The 16,856-nt window shown below is 68.2% G+C and carries 17 protein-coding genes; 8 read left to right on the top strand and 9 right to left on the bottom strand.

Going from position 1 to position 16,856, the window contains the following annotated elements; genetic code table 11:
• The first annotated feature begins 8 nt into the window (after window positions 1-8).
• Window positions 9-1,601 (top strand): phosphoglycerate dehydrogenase, encoded by a 1,593-nt coding sequence (serA, locus tag I0K15_RS20015; protein WP_196103235.1) that lies wholly within the window; start codon window positions 9-11, stop codon window positions 1,599-1,601.
• Window positions 1,602-1,951: 350 nt separating this feature from the next.
• On the opposite strand, the gene I0K15_RS20010 is transcribed toward serA, so the two are convergent.
• Both I0K15_RS20010 and I0K15_RS20005 read right to left on the bottom strand, forming a co-directional pair.
• Window positions 1,952-2,389, bottom strand: a complete 438-nt coding sequence (locus I0K15_RS20010; protein ID WP_196103234.1) for an FKBP-type peptidyl-prolyl cis-trans isomerase — start codon at window positions 2,387-2,389, stop codon at window positions 1,952-1,954.
• 119 nt (window positions 2,390-2,508) lie between these two features.
• Window positions 2,509-3,888 (bottom strand): M20/M25/M40 family metallo-hydrolase, encoded by a 1,380-nt coding sequence (locus tag I0K15_RS20005; protein WP_196103233.1) that lies wholly within the window; start codon window positions 3,886-3,888, stop codon window positions 2,509-2,511.
• A gap of 166 nt (window positions 3,889-4,054) precedes the next feature.
• Between I0K15_RS20005 and I0K15_RS20000 the strand changes: the two genes are divergently transcribed.
• Window positions 4,055-4,684 (top strand): OmpA family protein, encoded by a 630-nt coding sequence (locus I0K15_RS20000; protein ID WP_196103232.1) that lies wholly within the window; start codon window positions 4,055-4,057, stop codon window positions 4,682-4,684.
• A gap of 11 nt (window positions 4,685-4,695) precedes the next feature.
• Window positions 4,696-5,016, top strand: a complete 321-nt coding sequence (locus tag I0K15_RS19995; protein WP_196103231.1) for a hypothetical protein — start codon at window positions 4,696-4,698, stop codon at window positions 5,014-5,016.
• Window positions 5,017-5,107: 91 nt separating this feature from the next.
• Here I0K15_RS19995 and mnmA read toward each other — a convergent pair whose 3' ends face one another.
• Complete coding sequence (mnmA, locus tag I0K15_RS19990) at window positions 5,108-6,241, bottom strand: tRNA 2-thiouridine(34) synthase MnmA (protein ID WP_196103230.1); 1,134 nt, start codon at window positions 6,239-6,241, stop codon at window positions 5,108-5,110.
• A 130-nt stretch (window positions 6,242-6,371) separates the two neighbouring features.
• Here mnmA and sciP point away from each other — a divergent pair, with 130 nt between their 5' ends.
• The 4 genes from sciP (at window position 6,372) to recG (ending at window position 11,836) form a co-directional block, all read left to right on the top strand.
• Window positions 6,372-6,653, top strand: coding sequence for a CtrA inhibitor SciP (sciP, locus tag I0K15_RS19985; protein ID WP_422393994.1), 282 nt, complete (start codon window positions 6,372-6,374; stop codon window positions 6,651-6,653).
• 143 nt (window positions 6,654-6,796) lie between these two features.
• Window positions 6,797-7,507, top strand: coding sequence for a response regulator transcription factor CtrA (ctrA, locus tag I0K15_RS19980; protein ID WP_196103228.1), 711 nt, complete (start codon window positions 6,797-6,799; stop codon window positions 7,505-7,507).
• Window positions 7,508-7,570: 63 nt separating this feature from the next.
• On the top strand, window positions 7,571-9,676 hold the full coding sequence (ligA, locus tag I0K15_RS19975; protein ID WP_196103227.1) for an NAD-dependent DNA ligase LigA: 2,106 nt from the start codon (window positions 7,571-7,573) through the stop codon (window positions 9,674-9,676).
• 72 nt (window positions 9,677-9,748) lie between these two features.
• A complete protein-coding gene (gene recG, locus I0K15_RS19970) occupies window positions 9,749-11,836 on the top strand; it encodes an ATP-dependent DNA helicase RecG (RefSeq protein ID WP_196103226.1) in 2,088 nt (695 codons plus the stop codon).
• A gap of 291 nt (window positions 11,837-12,127) precedes the next feature.
• Here the strand turns inward: recG and I0K15_RS19965 are convergent, their stop codons facing one another.
• Window positions 12,128-12,583, bottom strand: coding sequence for an iron-sulfur cluster assembly scaffold protein (locus I0K15_RS19965; protein WP_196103225.1), 456 nt, complete (start codon window positions 12,581-12,583; stop codon window positions 12,128-12,130).
• Window positions 12,584-12,653: 70 nt separating this feature from the next.
• Between I0K15_RS19965 and hisI the strand changes: the two genes are divergently transcribed.
• The gene (gene hisI / locus I0K15_RS19960; protein ID WP_196103224.1) at window positions 12,654-13,016 is read left to right on the top strand and encodes a phosphoribosyl-AMP cyclohydrolase; all 363 of its coding nucleotides are present in this window, start codon (window positions 12,654-12,656) and stop codon (window positions 13,014-13,016) included.
• Here the strand turns inward: hisI and I0K15_RS19955 are convergent.
• The 5 genes from I0K15_RS19955 to trmFO all read right to left on the bottom strand — a co-directional run bounded on the left by I0K15_RS19955 (window position 13,013) and on the right by trmFO (window position 16,830).
• A complete protein-coding gene (locus tag I0K15_RS19955; RefSeq protein WP_196103223.1) occupies window positions 13,013-13,414 on the bottom strand; it encodes a hypothetical protein in 402 nt (133 codons plus the stop codon). The genes hisI and I0K15_RS19955 overlap by 4 nt on opposite strands.
• Window positions 13,411-13,749 carry a hypothetical protein gene (locus I0K15_RS19950; protein WP_196103222.1) on the bottom strand — a complete coding sequence of 113 codons (339 nt, stop codon included), beginning with the start codon at window positions 13,747-13,749 and terminating at the stop codon, window positions 13,411-13,413. Before I0K15_RS19950 ends, I0K15_RS19955 begins: the two co-directional genes overlap by 4 nt.
• Window positions 13,728-14,618 (bottom strand): tRNA glutamyl-Q(34) synthetase GluQRS, encoded by an 891-nt coding sequence (gene gluQRS, locus I0K15_RS19945; protein WP_196103221.1) that lies wholly within the window; start codon window positions 14,616-14,618, stop codon window positions 13,728-13,730. The genes I0K15_RS19950 and gluQRS overlap by 22 nt, the downstream gene beginning before the upstream one ends.
• Complete coding sequence (locus tag I0K15_RS19940) at window positions 14,599-15,204, bottom strand: class I SAM-dependent DNA methyltransferase (RefSeq protein ID WP_196103220.1); 606 nt, start codon at window positions 15,202-15,204, stop codon at window positions 14,599-14,601. Before I0K15_RS19940 ends, gluQRS begins: the two co-directional genes overlap by 20 nt.
• Before the next feature lie 255 nt (window positions 15,205-15,459).
• Window positions 15,460-16,830, bottom strand: coding sequence for a methylenetetrahydrofolate--tRNA-(uracil(54)-C(5))-methyltransferase (FADH(2)-oxidizing) TrmFO (gene trmFO, locus I0K15_RS19935; protein WP_196103219.1), 1,371 nt, complete (start codon window positions 16,828-16,830; stop codon window positions 15,460-15,462).
• Window positions 16,831-16,856 lie beyond the last annotated feature (26 nt).

The raw sequence follows: 16,856 nt of genomic DNA, 5'->3' as shown, positions 1-16,856 counted from the left end.
AAAGACACATGCCTAAGGTTCTGATTTCCGACAAGCTTTCCGAAGCCGCCGTCCAGATCTTCCGTGACAACGGGGTGGAGGTCGACTTCCAGCCCGGCCTCGGCAAGGAGCCCGAGAAGCTGGCCGAGATCATCGGCAGTTATGACGGCCTCGCCATTCGCTCCGCGACGAAGGCCACCGCCGAACTGATCGCCAAGGCCGACAACCTCAAGGTCATCGGTCGCGCCGGGATCGGGGTGGACAATATCGACATCGCCGCCGCCTCCGCCAAGGGGATCGTGGTGATGAACACGCCCTTCGGTAACTCGATCACCACCGCAGAGCACGCCATCGCGATGATGTTCGCCTGTGCGCGCCAGATCCCGGAGGCCGACGCCTCCACCCGTGCCGGCAAGTGGGAGAAGTCGCGCTTCATGGGGGCGGAGATCACCCGCAAGACGCTGGGCCTGATCGGCTGCGGCAATATCGGCTCCATCGTCGCCGACCGTGCGCTGGGGCTGAAGATGCGGGTCGTGGCCTACGATCCGTTCCTCAGCCACGAGCGGGCCGAGAAGCTGGGCGTCACCAAGGTCGAAACGCTGGAGGAGCTGCTGCCCGTCGCCGACTTCGTGACGCTCCACCTGCCCAAGACCGACAAGACGGCCAACCTGCTCAACGCCGAGCGGGTGAAGCTGATGAAGAAGGGCGCGCGCCTGATCAACTGCGCCCGCGGCGGTCTGGTCGACGAGGTCGCCGTGGCCGAGGCGCTGCACTCCGGCGCGCTCGCCGGTGCCGCCTTCGACGTGTTCGCGGAGGAGCCGGCGAAGGAGAACGTCCTCTTCGACGCGCCCAACATCCTCTGCACTCCGCATCTGGGTGCCGCCACGACCGAAGCGCAGGAGAACGTCGCCCTGCAAGTCGCTGAACAGATGAGCGATTACCTGGTGAAGGGTGCGATCTCGAACGGCATCAACGCGCCCTCCGTCACGGCGGAGGAAGCGCCGATCCTCAAGCCCTGGATCGCGCTGGCCGAGACGCTGGGCGGCTTCGCCGGCCAGGTGACGGAGAACCCGATCACCGAGATCGAAATCGAGTATGTGGGCGAGGTCGGCAAGCTGAACCTCAACCCGCTCACCTCCGCGCTGACCGCGAGCCTGCTGAAGCCGCTGGTCGGCGAGGGCGGCGTCAACATGGTCTCGGCCCCCATCGTGGCACGGGAGCGGGGCGTGAAGATCGCGGAGACGCGGAAGGATGCGCAGGGCGCCTACGGCTCCTACATCCGCCTGATCGTCACGACCGAGGCGCAGGTGCGGTCCGTGGCGGGCACCGTCTTCTCCGACGGCAAGCCGCGCTTCATCCAGATCAAGGGGATCGGGCTGGAGGCGGAGCCGCAGCCCTTCATGCTCTACACCACCAACACTGACACGCCCGGTTACATTGGCGCGCTGGGGCAGAAGCTCGGCGATCTGAACGTCAACATCGCGACCTTCGCCCTCGGTCGGGCCGAGAAGGATGGTGAGGCGATCGCGCTGCTCGGTGTGGATGAGGAACTGTCGGAGGCGACGCTGAAGGAGATCGCCAACCTGCCGCAGATCATGCAGGCGAAAGCGCTCGCGTTCTGATCCTAACCGTCCCGGCCGCAGCGCCGGGACCGTTTGCCGCAGAGCACCGAAAGGCCCCGGATCACGTCCGGGGCGGTGGCAAATCCCGCCACCGTCCCGGCCGCCGCGCCGGGACCGTTTGCTGGCGATGCGCGCCGCCTCGAACGGCCCCGGATCAGGTCCGGGGTGGCCCCTCGAAGAGCCGCCAAGCTTCGGAAAACCCAAACAAACAAGACCCCCGGGCATCGCCCGAGGGCCTTGCATGTCAGCGTCGAGGGACGGGTTGCACCCGAACTCGCTGCTCACAGGGGTGTACCCTCTAAATGCGGATACCCCCCGTTCGGTTCAATCACCCGATCACGGGATTGCGCTCAGGCCGCCTTCTTCACGGAGATCAGCGTGAAGGCGAAGGTCAGGTCCTCGCCCGCCAGCGGGTGGTTCGCATCCAGCGTGACCATGCCGTCCTCGACCTTCGTCACCACCAGCGGGACCACCGAGCCGTCCTGGGTTTTCGCTTGGAGCTGCAGGCCCGGCTCCACCGGGATATCCTCCGGAATGTCGGTGCGCGGCACGGTCTGGACCTGCTGCGGATTGTGCGCGCCATAGGCCTCGTCCGAGGGGATGGTGACGGTCTTCTCCGCCCCTTCGTCCATGCCCTGGATCGCAGCGTCGAGCCCGGCGATGATCTGGCCGGAGCCGAGCTCGAAGCTCAGCGGCTCGCGCCCCTCGGAGCTGTCGAAGCGGGTGCCGTCATTGAGCGTGCCCGTGTAGTGGATGGCGACGGTGTCGCCCTTTTCGGCCTTCGTCATGTTGAGGCCCTCCGATATCGAAAGTGGGTGGCGGTGCGTGAGGCGGCACCGGGGCGCGCGCGAGGCGCACCACTATCGTGCGGCACGCCTATCAGGCGGGGCGGCCCCTGTCCAATCGCCTACCCGCGCGACAGGGCGTCGAGGATGCGCACCCAGCTCCGGATCCCCTTGTGGAAGCTCGTGAGGTCGTACTTCTCGTTCGGCGAGTGGATGCGGTCGTCCTCATGTGCGAAACCCACGAGCATGGAGTCCATGCCCAGGATCTCCTTGAAAAGCCCGCAGATCGGGATCGAGCCGCCGCCGCCGGTGAAGACCGCTTCGCCGGGCCACTCATCGCCGAGGGCCGCGCGCGCCTTCTCGAAGGCCGGATCGTCGGTAGTCATGACCGTCGCGGGGCCGGAGCCATGCTCGTGGAACTCCACCTCGCAATCGGGCGGCAGCATCTCGCGCACCCGCTCCCGCAGGGCCGCGCGGATGGCGTGCGGGTCCTGATCCCAGACGAGGCGGCAGGAGACCTTTGCCCGCGCCTCGGCCGGCAGCACCGTCTTGAACCCGTCGCCCGCATAGCCGCCGGCGATCCCGTTGAACTCGCAGGTCGGGCGCGCCCAGATCTGGTGGAGCGCGGGGATGCCGGCCTCACCGGCGGGATGCGACAGTCCCACGCCGCCGAGGAAGGCCGCGGGGTCGAAGCCCAGCGTCTCCCACTGCGCGGCCAGTGCCTCGGGCACATCACGCACGCCGTCGTAGAAGCCGGGCAGGGTGACCCGGCCCTGATCGTCGTGCAGGCTCGCGAGGATCTTCGCCAGCACGCGGATCGGGTTCGCCGCGGGGCCGCCATAGCCCCCCGAATGCAGGTCGCGGGAGGCGCCGCGGATCACGATCTCCTCCCCCATCAGCCCGCGCAGCATGGTGCAGATCGACGGCGTCTCCCGGTTCCACATGCCCGTGTCGCAGACGAGCGCGAGGGATTTCGTGAGCTCCGTCTTGTTAGCCTCGAGGAAGGGCACGAGGGAGGGGGAGCCGGATTCCTCCTCCCCCTCGAACAGGATCGTGATGCGGGCGGGCAGGGTGCCATGGACCTCCCGCCAAGCGCGGCACGCCTCGACGAAGGTCATGAGCTGCCCCTTGTCGTCGGAGGCGCCGCGCGCCCGGATCACCCGGCCCTCGGGGCGATCCTCCAGCACCGGCTCGAAGGGCGGCTGGTCCCACAGATCGAGCGGGTCGACCGGTTGCACGTCGTAATGACCGTAGAAGAGGAGCTCCGGCCCCGCCTCGCCGCCATGGGCGACCACCATCGGATGGCCGGGCGTGTCGCGTCGCTCCGCCTGAAAGCCGAGCGCGTCCAGCTCGCCCACCAACCAGTCCGCCGCACTCCGGCAATCACCCGCATAGGCCGGATCGGTGGAGATCGACGGGATACGCAAAAGACCGAAGAGTCGCTCCAGGCTCGCGTCGAGCCCCTGGTCCACGGTGCTCAGAACGGTGTCGAGATCGCCCATGCGGTGTATCCTTCTCTTTGCGCTCGGCTGGTGGATGCAAAATGCCCACGCGACGGCCACTGGGTCAAAAAATATTCACTTTTGACTGCGACTGGACTAGCGCTGCAGGCAAGACGGGGGCAACCCTGCCGGTCTGTCGAGATATCCAAGGGGGAGGAGACCTCAGATGCGGATCACTGTGATCGGAGCGGTTCTGGCCATGACCGCCCTGGCGGCCTGTTCGACCGACGATTTCTCGTCGGCGGCGGGTCGGACGGACGGGGGCGAGCTCGTGGTCGTGCGCTCCGCCACCTGGGTCGACCCGGATGGATGCGAGCACTGGGTCTTCGACACCGGGGCGGAGGGCTTCATGACGCCGAAGCTTCAGCCTAACGGCCGGCCGATCTGCAACCCGGCGCTGGCCCGCGCCGATGCGCCGGTGCTCTCGCGCAGCTTCGGCGTCGTGCGCCCCGGGGCGACGCCGCAGAACTTCGTGATGTCGACCGACACCACCTTCCCCTCGGGCAGTGCCACGGTGCAGCCGCAGGCGATCCGCGACCTCGACACCTTCTTCCGCTTCCTCCAGCAGGAGGGGCGCACCCAAATCGTCGTTGAGGGCCACACCGACAGCGAGGGGCCGGAGGAGGCGAACCTGCGCCTCTCCTTCGCGCGGGCCGAGGCTGTCGCCGACATCGCGGAGACCTATGGCCTCAGCGCCCAGACCCGCGGCGTGGGTGAGAGCGAGCCGCTGCAACCCAACCAGACCGATGCGGGGCGCGCCGCGAACCGCCGTGTCGAGATTACCGTTCTGCCGTGAGGAGTGTCGTCATGACGTTTGTTTCAAAGACCGCCGCCGGCCTCGCGCTCCTCGCCCTCGGCGCCTGCGCCGGCTCGCCGCAAGTCGCACGGCTCGACCGCAACGACCCGAACGTGGACCGCGGCCTCGATGCGCACCTGTTGTCGGAGATGGAAGCCTCGCTCTGGATCGACCCGCTGGGCTGCCAGCACTGGATCATCGACGACGGGCTCGAGGGCTACCTGACTAACCGTCTCAATCCCGATGGGACGCCCCGCTGCGACTCCCCGGACGTGGCCGCGGGCGCGCGCGTCGGCAACACGCTGAGCCTGGAGCGCACCACCACGCAGTGATCCCGGTTCGCCGCGCATCGCGCGGCGCCCGGCCCAACGGGAGGCCGCCCGCCCGGGTGACCGACGGGCGGGAGAGCTTTTCCAGGCGAGATCAGGCCGCCGCGCGGATCCAGCCGCCGCCCAGCACGCGGGAGCCCTCGGGCGCATAGAAGACACAGGCCTGACCCGGCGCGATGCCTTCCTCGGCCAGCGCCAGCTCCACCTCCGCCGTGCCATCCGCACCGCGGCGCAGCACCGCTTCCCGCGGCGGGCGGGTGGAGCGGACCTTCACCAGAACCTCGGCACCATCGTCGGGCAGCGCGTCCCACTCCCGATCGCCGATCCAGTTGATCTGGTGGATCGGCACGGTCCGCGTCGCCAGCGCCTCCTTCGGCCCGACGATCACCCGGCGCGCATCCGCATCGAGCTTCACCACGTAGAGCGGCTCGCCGCCCCCGATGCCGAGGCCCCGGCGCTGCCCGATCGTGTAGTGGATCACCCCGCGATGCGCGCCCAGCACGCGGCCGTCGAGATGCACGATCTCGCCCGGCTCCGCCGCGCCCGGCCGCAGCTTCTCGATCACCGCGGCGTAGGAGCCGTTGGGCACGAAGCAGATGTCCTGGCTGTCCGGCTTGTCCGCCACGCTCAGCCCGTATTGCGCCGCGAGTGTCCGCGTCTCCGCCTTCGACTTCAGATGGCCGAGGGGGAAGCGCAGGTAGTCGAGCTGCTCCTGCGTTGTGGAAAATAGGAAATAGCTCTGATCCCGCTCCGGATCCGCAGCGCGGTGCAGCTCCGCCTTCTGCGGCCCCGCCTTGCGCTGGATGTAATGGCCCGTCGCCATGCAATCGGCGTCGAGGTCCTTCGCCGTCTCCAGCAGATCCCGGAACTTCACCCGCTCGTTGCAGCGGATGCAGGGGATCGGCGTCGCGCCGGCCAGATAGGCGTCGGCGAACTCGTCGATCACGCTCTCGCGGAACTTGTTCTCGTAGTCGAGCACGTAGTGCGGGAAGGCCATCGTCTCCGCCACGCGCCGGGCGTCGTGGATGTCCCGGCCCGCGCAGCACGCCCCCTTCTTCGCGAGTGCGGCCCCGTGATCGTAAAGCTGCAGCGTGACGCCCACCACGTCGTAGCCTTCGGAGGCGAGTTGGGCGGCCACCACCGAGCTGTCCACGCCGCCGGACATGGCGACGACGACACGGGTGTCGGCGGGGGCTTTCGCGAAGCCCAGGGAGTTGAGCTCGGCCATGACGGCGCTCCGTTTCGGAAATGTCGCGGATTTCGCGCGCTATATAGTCAAATCGAGCGCAGACACAATCCCGCCTTTAACCGCCGGTTAGCCGAGCACCCGTATTCCTTCTCTCGTCTCTGAGGAGGGAATGCAGATGTATCTCAAGCGGTCCGACAGGCCGATCTTCGTGCGGGATCACGAAGGGCGCACGATCTCGCGCGCCGACCTTCCGCCGGCCGATACCAAAAGATGGGTCGCCGGACGCAAGGCAATCGTTGCAGCCGCGGTGCGGGGCGGTATGCTGACAGAGGATGAGGCGTGCGAAATGTACGATCTGTCGGAAGAGGAACTGGCAGGCTGGATGGAATCGCTCGCCCGTCACGGGACCAATGGGTTGCGGGTTACAACCATGCAGCGTTACCGGTCCTGACTGAAGACGAATACTGCGACGCTTTCGCCGATGTTCTGGAAGTTTTCGCAGAAATTTACTTTTCGTTAACCTCTTCCTTGCGAAAAGGGATAAACTACGAGGATCGGGGGCATAATGCCGCCGTCCGCCCCGGAGGATAGCTGATGCGCATCCTGCTCGTCGAAGACGATCCAGCAACCGCGCGGAACATTGAGCTGATGCTCGCGAACGCGAACTTCAACGTCTATGCCACCGACCTGGGGGAGGAGGGTATCGATCTCGCTCGGATCTACGACTACGATCTGATCGTGCTCGACCTCAACCTGCCGGACATGCATGGCCATGACGTGCTGCGCCAGTTGCGCATATCGAAGATCGACACCCCGATCCTGATCCTGTCCGGCATGGACGATGCCGAGACGAAGATCCGCGGCTTCGGTTTCGGTGCCGACGACTACATCACCAAACCCTTCCACCGCGAGGAACTGGTCGCCCGGATCCACGCGATCGTGCGCCGCTCCAAGGGGCACTCGCAGTCGGTGATCGAGACCGGCAAGGTGAAGGTGAACCTCGACGCGAAGACGGTGGAGGTCGACGGCCAGTCCGTGCACCTGACGGGCAAGGAGTACCAGATGCTGGAGCTCCTCTCCCTGCGCAAGGGCACGACGCTGACCAAGGAGATGTTCCTCAACCATCTCTACGGCGGCATGGACGAGCCGGAGCTGAAGATTATCGACGTCTTCATCTGCAAGCTGCGCAAGAAGCTCAGCCAGGCGACCGGCGGCGAGACCTATATTGAGACCGTATGGGGCCGCGGCTACGTGCTGCGCGATCCGGCCCCGGTCGAGGACGGGAAGACGGTCCGCCGCGCCTGACGGGGCTGGACCGTTCCTGCACCGCGCCCTATCCCTGAGGCCCAGCCAGCAGGGAGGCCGGCCGTGGCCGACACGCAGAACATCGACGACCTGACCCGGGCGGAGGCGGAGCAACGCCTTGCCGAGCTTGCCACGCGGATGAACGCCGCGGATGCCGCGTACCATCAGGCCGACGACCCCATCATCTCGGACGCCGAATACGACCGGCTGAAGGCCGAAGTTCTGGCCATCGAGGCCCGCTTTCCCGACCTCACGCGAGCCGACAGCCCGTCGAAGAAGGTGGGCGCCGCCCCCTCCGACGCCTTCGGCAAGGTCCGCCACCGCGTCGCGATGCTCTCGCTCTCCAACCTGTTCGAGGCCGAGGAGGTCGCGGAGTTCGACACCCGCATCCGCCGCTTCCTCGGCACCGAGGACCCCATCGCCTACACCGCAGAGCCCAAGATCGACGGCCTCTCGCTCAGCCTGCGTTACGAGAGCGGCCGCCTGGTGGAGGCCGCGACCCGCGGCGATGGCGAGACCGGGGAGAACGTCACCGCGAACGCCCGCACCATCGACGACATTCCCGAAACGCTCGACGGCGCGCCCGATACTCTCGAGGTCCGGGGCGAGGTATATATGAGCCATGCCGACTTCCAGGCGCTCAATGCCCGGCAGGAGGAGGCGGGAAACAAGGTCTTCGCCAACCCGCGCAACGCCGCCGCCGGATCGCTTCGCCAGCTCGACTCGAGCATCACTGCCGCACGCCCGCTGCGCTTCTTCGCCTATGCGTGGGGTGAGATCTCATCTCCGCTGGCCGAAACCCAATCCGGCGCCATTGAACGCCTTGCCCAGCTCGGCTTCCAGACCAACCCGCTGACGAAGCTCTGCAAAAGTGCCGAGGAGATGCTGACGCATTACGACGCCATCGCCGCCGCGCGCCCCGATCTCGGCTACGACATCGACGGTGTGGTCTACAAGGTCGACGACCTCGCACTGCAGCGCCGCCTCGGCTTCCGCTCCAACAATCCCCGCTGGGCGACGGCGCACAAATTCCCGGCGGAGGTCGCGGTCACGACGCTGACGGGGATCGAGATCCAGGTCGGTCGCACCGGCGCGCTCTCCCCCGTCGCCCGGCTCGATCCGGTCACGGTGGGCGGCGTCGTCGTCTCCAACGCCACCCTGCACAACGCCGACTACATCGCCGGGCGCGACAGCAAGGGTGAGCCGATCCGCGAGGGCCGCGACATCCGTGTCGGCGACACGGTGGAGATCTACCGCGCCGGCGACGTGATCCCCAAGGTCCGCGACGTGATCCTCGACCGTCGCCCGGCCGACGCCGCCCCTTACGAATTCCCCGAAACCTGCCCCGCCTGCGGCTCCCCCGCGATCCGCGAACCCGGCGAGGCCGTCCACCGCTGCACCGGCGCGCTGATCTGCCCGGCCCAGGCGGTGGAGAAGCTCAAGCACTTCGTCTCCCGCATGGCGTTCGACATCGAGGGGCTGGGCGCGAAGCAGGTCGAGGCGTTCTACGAAGACGAGTGGATCCGCACCCCCGCCGACATCTTCGCGCTGGAGGAGCGCTTCGGCTCCGGCCTGCGCCAGCTCAAGAACCGCGAGGGCTGGGGCGAGAAATCGGCGCAGAACCTCTTCGCCGCGATCCGGGAGCGGCGCACGATCCCGCTCAACCGCCTGATCTTCGGCCTCGGCATCCGCCATGTGGGCGAGACGACGGCGATGCTCCTCGCCCGCCACTACGGTAGCTGGGCGGCGTTCCGCGAGGCCATGGAGGCCGCCGTGCCGGACAGTGCCGAGCGGGCCGAGCTGATTGCCATTGACGGCGTCGGCCCGGTGCTGGCCGAGGCCATCGCGGATTTCTTCGCAGAACCCGCCGCGAAGGACCTGCTCGACAACCTGCTCGCCTATCTCACCGTCGAGGATGTCGCCGCCCCGGCCACCGAGGGCTCGCCCGTCGCCGGCAAGATCGTGGTTTTCACCGGCACGCTGGAAAAGATGACCCGGGCCGAGGCGAAGGCCCGGGCCGAGGCGCTCGGCGCCAAGGTCTCCGGCTCCGTCTCAAAGAAGACCGATATCGTGATCGCGGGGCCCGGCGCAGGCTCGAAGGAGACGAAGGCGCGCGAGCTCGGCGTCGAGATCCTCAGCGAGGATGACTGGCTCGCGCTCATCGGCTGATCTCGTGCTGCGCCTCCGCAAAACCCACCGTGGCGGCTTGCGCGCCATCGGACCATCGCGGCAGATGGCGGCATGACCGGCCGCCCAGAAAGCCTCTTCCCGCTCTTCGCCGATCTCACGGGCCTGCCGGGTGTGGGGAAGAAGACCGCGCCGCTGCTGGAGCGCCTCGACATCCGCTCGCCCAAGGACCTGCTCCTGACACTGCCCACGGGCGGCACCGACCGGCGGCCGAAGCCGAGCATCCAGGACCAGCCGCTGCCCGCCACGATCACGGTGGAGGTCGAGATCGGCGCGCACCAGCCGCCGACGAGCCGCAACCGCCCTTACCGCGTGCAGGTGCGCGACGCGGAGACGGAGTTCCTGCTGGTTTACTTCCACGCCCGCGACGACTGGATGCGCCGGACGCTGCCGCCGGGTGGGCGGCGCGTCGTCTCGGGCCGGGTCGAGCTCTTCGACGGCATCGCGCAGATGGTCCATCCCGACCACGTGCTCAGCCGGGAGGAGGCGGAGGCGCTGCCGCCCTTCGAGCCGACCTATCCGCTGACGGCCGGCGTCACCCTGCGCACGATGACGAAGGCGATCGGCGGCACGCTCGACCGCGTGCCGGACCTGCCGGAGTGGATCGAGCCCTCGGTGGTGGCCGAGAAACAATGGCCCACCTGGGCCGACGCGATCCGCACGGCCCACGCCCCGCAAGGTGCCGCCGACCTCGCCGACACGACGCCCGCGCGCCAGCGCCTCGCCTATGACGAGCTTTTCGCGCACCAACTCACCCTCGCACTCGCCCGCCAGCACGCGCGGAAGAAGCCGGGGCGGAGCACGCAGGGCGACGGCGCGCTGCGCGACCAGGCGCTCGCCGCGCTGCCCTACCAGCCGACCGGAGCCCAGACCCGCGCCGTGGCCGAGATCACCGCCGACATGGCCGCGCCCACCCGCATGAACCGGCTGCTGCAAGGCGATGTGGGATCGGGAAAAACCCTCGTCGCCTTTCTGTCCATGCTCGCCGCGGTGGAGGCCGGGGGGCAGGCGGCCCTCATGGCCCCGACCGAGATACTCGCGCGCCAGCATCTGGAGGGGCTCGCCCCGCTCGCCGAGGGGCTCAACCTGCGCCTCGACATCCTGACGGGCCGCGACAAGGGGGCGGCGCGGGAGCAGAAGCTCGCCGATCTCGCCGCAGGCCGCATCCATATCCTCATCGGCACCCACGCGCTCTTCCAACGCGACGTGGCCTTCGCCGACCTGCGCCTCGCCATCATCGATGAGCAGCACCGCTTCGGCGTGCGGGAGCGGATGGGGCTGGGCGAGAAGGGCGAGAAGGCCGATATCCTGGTAATGACGGCGACGCCGATCCCGCGCTCGCTGAGCCTCGCGCAATACGGCGACATGGAGCTGTCGGTGCTCGATGAGAAGCCGCCGGGCCGCCAGCCCATCGACACCGTTCTCGTCTCCGCCAGCCGCACTGAGGAAGTGGTCGAGCGCCTGCGCGCCGCCCTCGCGCAAGGTCGCCAAGCCTACTGGGTCTGCCCTCTGGTCGAGGAAAGCGAAGTGGTCGAGATGGCGGCCGCCGAGGAGCGCGCCCGCGCCCTGCGCGTCGCCCTTGGCGATCAGGTCGGCCTCGTCCACGGCCGCCTGCCACCGGCCGAGAAGGACACGGCGATGGCCGATTTCGTCGCGGGCCGCACCCGGCTGCTCGTCGCCACCACCGTCATCGAGGTCGGCGTGAACGTGCCCGCCGCCTCCATCATGGTGATCGAGCAGGCCGAACGCTTCGGCCTCGCCCAGCTCCACCAGCTCCGCGGGCGCGTGGGGCGGGGATCGGAGAAATCGACCTGCCTCCTGATGTACTCCCCGCCGCTGGGCGAGACCGCCCGCGCGCGGCTGGAGATCATGCGCGAGACCGAGGACGGCTTCCGCATCGCCGAGGAGGATCTTCGGATCCGCGGGGCAGGGGACGTGCTCGGCACCGCGCAATCGGGCCTGCCGCGCTTCCGCATCGCGGATCTCGAACGGCAGGCGGCCCTGATGCAGCTCGCGCAGCGGGACGCGCGGATGCTGCTGGACCGCGACGGCGGGCTGACGTCGCCGCGCGGCGAGGCGGCGCGAGTGCTGCTCTACCTGCTGGAACAGGACCGCGCGATCCGGCTTCTGTCAGTAGGCTGACAGGGTGTTCACGTTTGTTCTCATTTTTCGTTGACGCGACTCGAACTTTAAGAGAACGTTAAGGCAACAGGAGAGAACGACCGGAGAGCTGCCATGATCGCCCGCCTGATCCACACTGCCCAAGCGAACCGCACGCACATGGTGGGTGACGCCATCGGCCTCGCCGCGATCTGCGTGATGATCGTCTCGTCCCTGATGCTCTGAGCTGACCGCCGAAGGACCCCGGCCCGCCTGTCCCACGGCCGCCTCTGGCTGGTGTGGGCCGGTCTTCGCCCCACTGTCGCCGCACCTCTAGGAGGTTGCGGCGACTTTTTTGTCTGCAAGGCTCTCCATCGCCTCCACCGTCGCCTCGGGCACCAGAAGGATCGAGGCGTGGCGGTTGCGATAATCGCGCGCGGGGCTCAGCGCCTCGTACCCGTCGAAGGGCGCGTCGGGCACCGGCCCGCCCTCCTTGAGCATCGCGCGAAGCTGATCACGCGCGGTCCGCACCTCCTCCAGCGTCCGGCCCACGGCCTGGGCCGCGAACACGGCGGCGGAGGATTGACCGAGCGCGCAGGCCTTCACGTCCTGCCCGAACCGCGTGATCCGCCCGTCCTCCACGTCGAGATCGACGGTTACGGTCGACCCGCAGAGCGGCGAGCGCCGGGTCACGGTGGCCTGCGGATCCTCCAGCCGCTCGCGATGCGGAATGTCGGCTGCCAGCGCCAGAATGCGCTGCGAATAAAGCTTCATCATGTCGTCGGACATCGCGGGCCTCGCTTGTCAGTCAGCCATTCCTTAACTAGACGCCGCATACCGACATGAAAAGGGCCGAGCCATGACCGCGACATTCGACCTCGACAGCCTGCGCCTCACCGCCGACGGCCTGATCCCCGCCATCGCGCAGGCCGAGACGGGCGAGGTCCTGATGATGGCCTGGATGAACCGCGCCTCGATCGAGGAGACGCTGGCGACGGGCCAGGTCACCTACTGGTCCCGTTCCCGCCAGGCGCTGTGGCGCAAGGGCGAGACGTCGGGCCACGTCCAGCGCCTCATCGAGTTCCGGGTGGATTGCGACCGCGACTGCCTGCTCCTGATCGTCGATCAGACCGGCCCCGCCTGCCACACCAACCGCCGCTCCTGCTTCTACACCGCGGTGCGAGAGGGCGAGGAGGTCGAATTGATGGCGCCCGAGGCCTAGTCGCAGCGTTTGTCGTAGAGGCTATTGAGCGTCGCGACCTTGTCGTCCTCGGAGGTCCACGTCACCCGCGCCGTGACCAGGCAGTTGCGCCGCGGCGCCCAGATCTGCGCGTAAGCGGTCTCGGGTGCTACGTCGAAGCCTTCGTCCAGCAGCCCCTCCACCAGTGCCTCGACGGTGATCGGGCGGGGGAAGCGAGCGGCCATGCGCCCTTCGAGCTCCATGTTGGCGGCGGCGATATCCTCGGGCAGGTCCTGCAGGATCGGCGGCAGCGGCGGTAGGGGCCAGACGCGCCAGAGGGCGGACGCGATCACGGCCGCGGCAAGCACCAGCGTGAACGGCCGCTTCCAGATCGGCCGCGGATGGCGCCGTCGCGGGCGGGCGGGGCTGACCTGCGTCACGGGCAGACCAGCCCGTAGGCGCCGCCGATCGCATCCACCGTGCCGCCCTCGTTGTTCCAGACGACCCGGTAGCGACGCAGGCAGAGGCCATCGCGCCGCTCGATATCGGCGAAGCTCACGCTCCGATCCACGGCAAAGCCGTCCGTCTCAAGCACCGCGATCAGGTCATCCTCCGCCAGCGGCAGGGCGAAACGCGCCTGCACCCGCGCATTGAACGCGGCATTCGCCTCCGCCACCTGATCCGGCAGACCGGCAGCGATCTCGGGGAGGGGCGTTTCGGCCGCGAGCGGAGCCGCAACGAGTGCAGCAAGTATCAGGAGGAGGCGCGGTCGCATGGCTCGATCCCGATGGCGCGCATCACATCCTCCTGCGTCCAGCCAGCCTCACGGTACGTCCGAATCGCCCGCGCGTCATCCCGCTTGGCGAGACGCTTGCCGGCCTCGTCCCGGATCAGCCGGTGGTGGCGGTAGAACGGGACCGACAGGCCGAGCAGCGCCTGCAGCAGTCGGTGGATGGGGGTGGCCGGAAACAGATCGCGCCCCCGCGTCACATGCGTCACCCCCTGCGCCGCATCATCGATCACGACCGCCACGTGATAGGAGGTGCCGATATCGCGCCGCGCCAGAACGATATCGCCGATTCCATGCCGCAGCAGTTCGGGATCGAGGGCGATGTCGCCACGCTCGCCACGGTCTCCTTCGTCCAGTTCGGTGAAGGTGAGGCGCCGCACGGCCGCGTCGCCGCCTAGGTGCGCGATGGCCCGGTCCATGTGGAGCCGGATCGCGGCCCCCTCCGCCGGATGCCCCGCGTCCCGGCAGATCCCCGGATAGACCAGCCCGTCGGGCCCATGCACAGGCGCGCCCTCCTGCGGCGCCGACAGCGCCGCCTTGATGTCACCGCGGGTGCACGTACAGGCAAAGGTCAGGCCCATCGCCGTCAGGCGGTCCACCGCGGCGCGATAGTGCTCCAGCCGCTCGGACTGCCGCCAGACAGGCTCCTCCCACGACAGCCCGAGCCACGCCAGATCCTCGCAGATCGCCGCCTCGAATTCGGGGCGGGAGCGGGTGGTATCGATGTCCTCGATCCGCAGCAGGAACCGGCCGCCCTCCGCCGCCCGTCCCGCCGTCAGCGCTGAAAAGGCATGGCCCAGATGCAGCAGACCCGTGGGCGAGGGCGCAAAGCGCTCAACGTTTCCGGAGGACATAGACCGTCGATTTCAGGTCCCGCGCGGGCAGGTGCTCGCCATATTCGCGGAAGACGCAGTGGGCCGCCCCCGCATCGGTCCAGGCCATAACCCGCGCCTCGTAGCTCCGCTCCGCAAGAGCATGATCGTTCAGGGAAAACACGAAATGGCCGCCGCTCGGCAACCGCTCCAGCACCGCATCGATCGTCTCCGCCGGGGCGTGGTCGGGGCTGAAGAGGCCGATGGCCGCGGCGTTGGCATAGTCCTCCGCGCTGAACGGCAGTTCGCCTGCATCGGCGCGGATCAGGCTGCGATAGATCCCCCGCTCCGCCGCCCGGTCGAGCATCGCCTGCGTCAGGTCGAGCCCGTCGAGCGTCTCGAACCCCTCCAGCCGCAGCGCGAGACCGCCGAGACCCGTACCGCAGCCGACATCGATGAGGGGCGCGGCCTTGTCCTCGACCACGCTCGCGAGCGCCGCAGCACAGCGGCCCGGCGTGGCGTAGCCCGCCTCCGCCAGCTCCGCGTCATAGCTCGCCGCCCAGTCGGTGTAGAGCTCCTCCGTACTGCCGTCGATCTCGTAGACCTTGTCGAGAAACTTGTCCGCCATCGCCGCCTCCTGAAACAAAGGATAAGCGGTGCCGGACGTTATGTCCAAAAGTTGACGTGGGAAACGAACGCGGCGCGATGGCGCGGGACCGAAGCAGGTCCCGGCGCCTTGGTCGAGATGGTTAGGTAACGAACCGCCCCGGACCCGATCCGGGGCCTTTTCGAGCGGGGCGCTCAACATCAAAAAGTGGTGGAGAAAGTCTGTGAAAGGTCCCGGCGCTTCGGCCGGGACGATTGTCTCTTCGCGCCGAGCGCCTCAGGCCGCGGCGGGGACCGAGGGCAGGGTGGCGAGCCACGCCTGCCAGTCCGCCTTCGCGCGCTCGGTATAGGCGATCTTCCGGTCCTTCTTGCCGCGCCGACCCTTCGCGGGCGCCTCCAACGGCGGGAAGAGGCCGAAGTTCACGTTCATCGGCTGGAAGGTCTCGGCCTCCGCCCCGCCGGTGATGTGACCCAGCAGCGCCCCGATGGCCGTGGTCTGCGGCGGTGTCGCAACTTCCAGCCGCAGCCGCTCATAGGCCGCGAGCCGTCCCGCGAGCAGGCCCATCGCGGCGGACTCCACATAGCCCTCGACGCCCGTGACCTGCCCGGCGAAGCGCAGAGAGCTGCGCGCACGCAGCCGCATCCGCCCATCGAGCAGCCGCGGCGAGTTCAGGAACGTGTTCCGGTGAATGCCGCCGAGCCGGGCGAACTCCGCGCTCTCCAACCCGGGAATAGACCGGAAAACATCCGCTTGCGCGCCGTACTTCATCTTAGTCTGGAAGCCGACGATGTTGTAGAGCGTGCCGAGCGCGTTCTCCCGCCTGAGCTGCACCACCGCGTGCGGCTTGACGTCCGGTGCGTGCGGGTTGGTCAGCCCCACCGGCTTCATCGGCCCCCAGCGCAGGGTCTCGCGGCCACGCTCCGCCATCACCTCGATGGGCAGGCAGGCGTCGAAATAGGGGGTGTCCTTCTCCCATTCCTTGAACTCGGTCTTGGGCGCTTCGAGCAGCGCGTCGATGAAGGCTTCGTATTGGCCCTCGTCCATCGGGCAGTTGAGGTAGGCGGTCCGCTCCTCCTCCGTCTCGCCCTTGTCATAGCGGGACTGGAACCACGCCTTCGACAGATCGATGCTGTCGGCATGGACGATGGGTGCGATAGCATCGAAGAAGGCAAGGCTCTCCTCGCCCGTCAGCTCCAGCACTGCCTCGGCCAGCGCGGGCGAGGTTAGGGGTCCTGTGGCCACGATCACGCTGTCCCACTCCTCGGGCGGCAGGCCCGCGACTTCGCCCCGCTCGATGGTCACCAGCGGATGTGCTTCCAGCCGCGCCGTGACCTCGTCGGAGAATGCATCGCGATCCACGGCGAGCGCCCCGCCCGCCGGAATGGAATGCTTGTCCCCCATCTCCATGATCAGGCCGCCCGCCTGCCGCATCTCCCAATGCAACAGGCCCACCGCGTTGCTCTCGTCATCGTCGGAGCGGAAGGAGTTGGAGCAGACGAGCTCCGCCAGTCCCTGCGTCTGATGCGCGAAGGTCTCCACCACGGGCCGCATCTCGTGCAGCACCACGGGAACGCCGAGCGATGCGGCCTGCCAGGCGGCTTCGGAGCCCGCCATGCCGCCGCCGATGATATGGATCGGTTGGGTCATGGGCGTCAGATACGTGAGCCGCGCGC

The organism is Pontivivens ytuae, from assembly GCF_015679265.1.
Taxonomy (GTDB): Bacteria; Pseudomonadota; Alphaproteobacteria; order Rhodobacterales; family Rhodobacteraceae; genus Pontivivens; species Pontivivens ytuae.
Note: the sequence above shows the minus strand (reverse complement) of the source record. Positions and strands in the feature narration are given on the sequence as shown.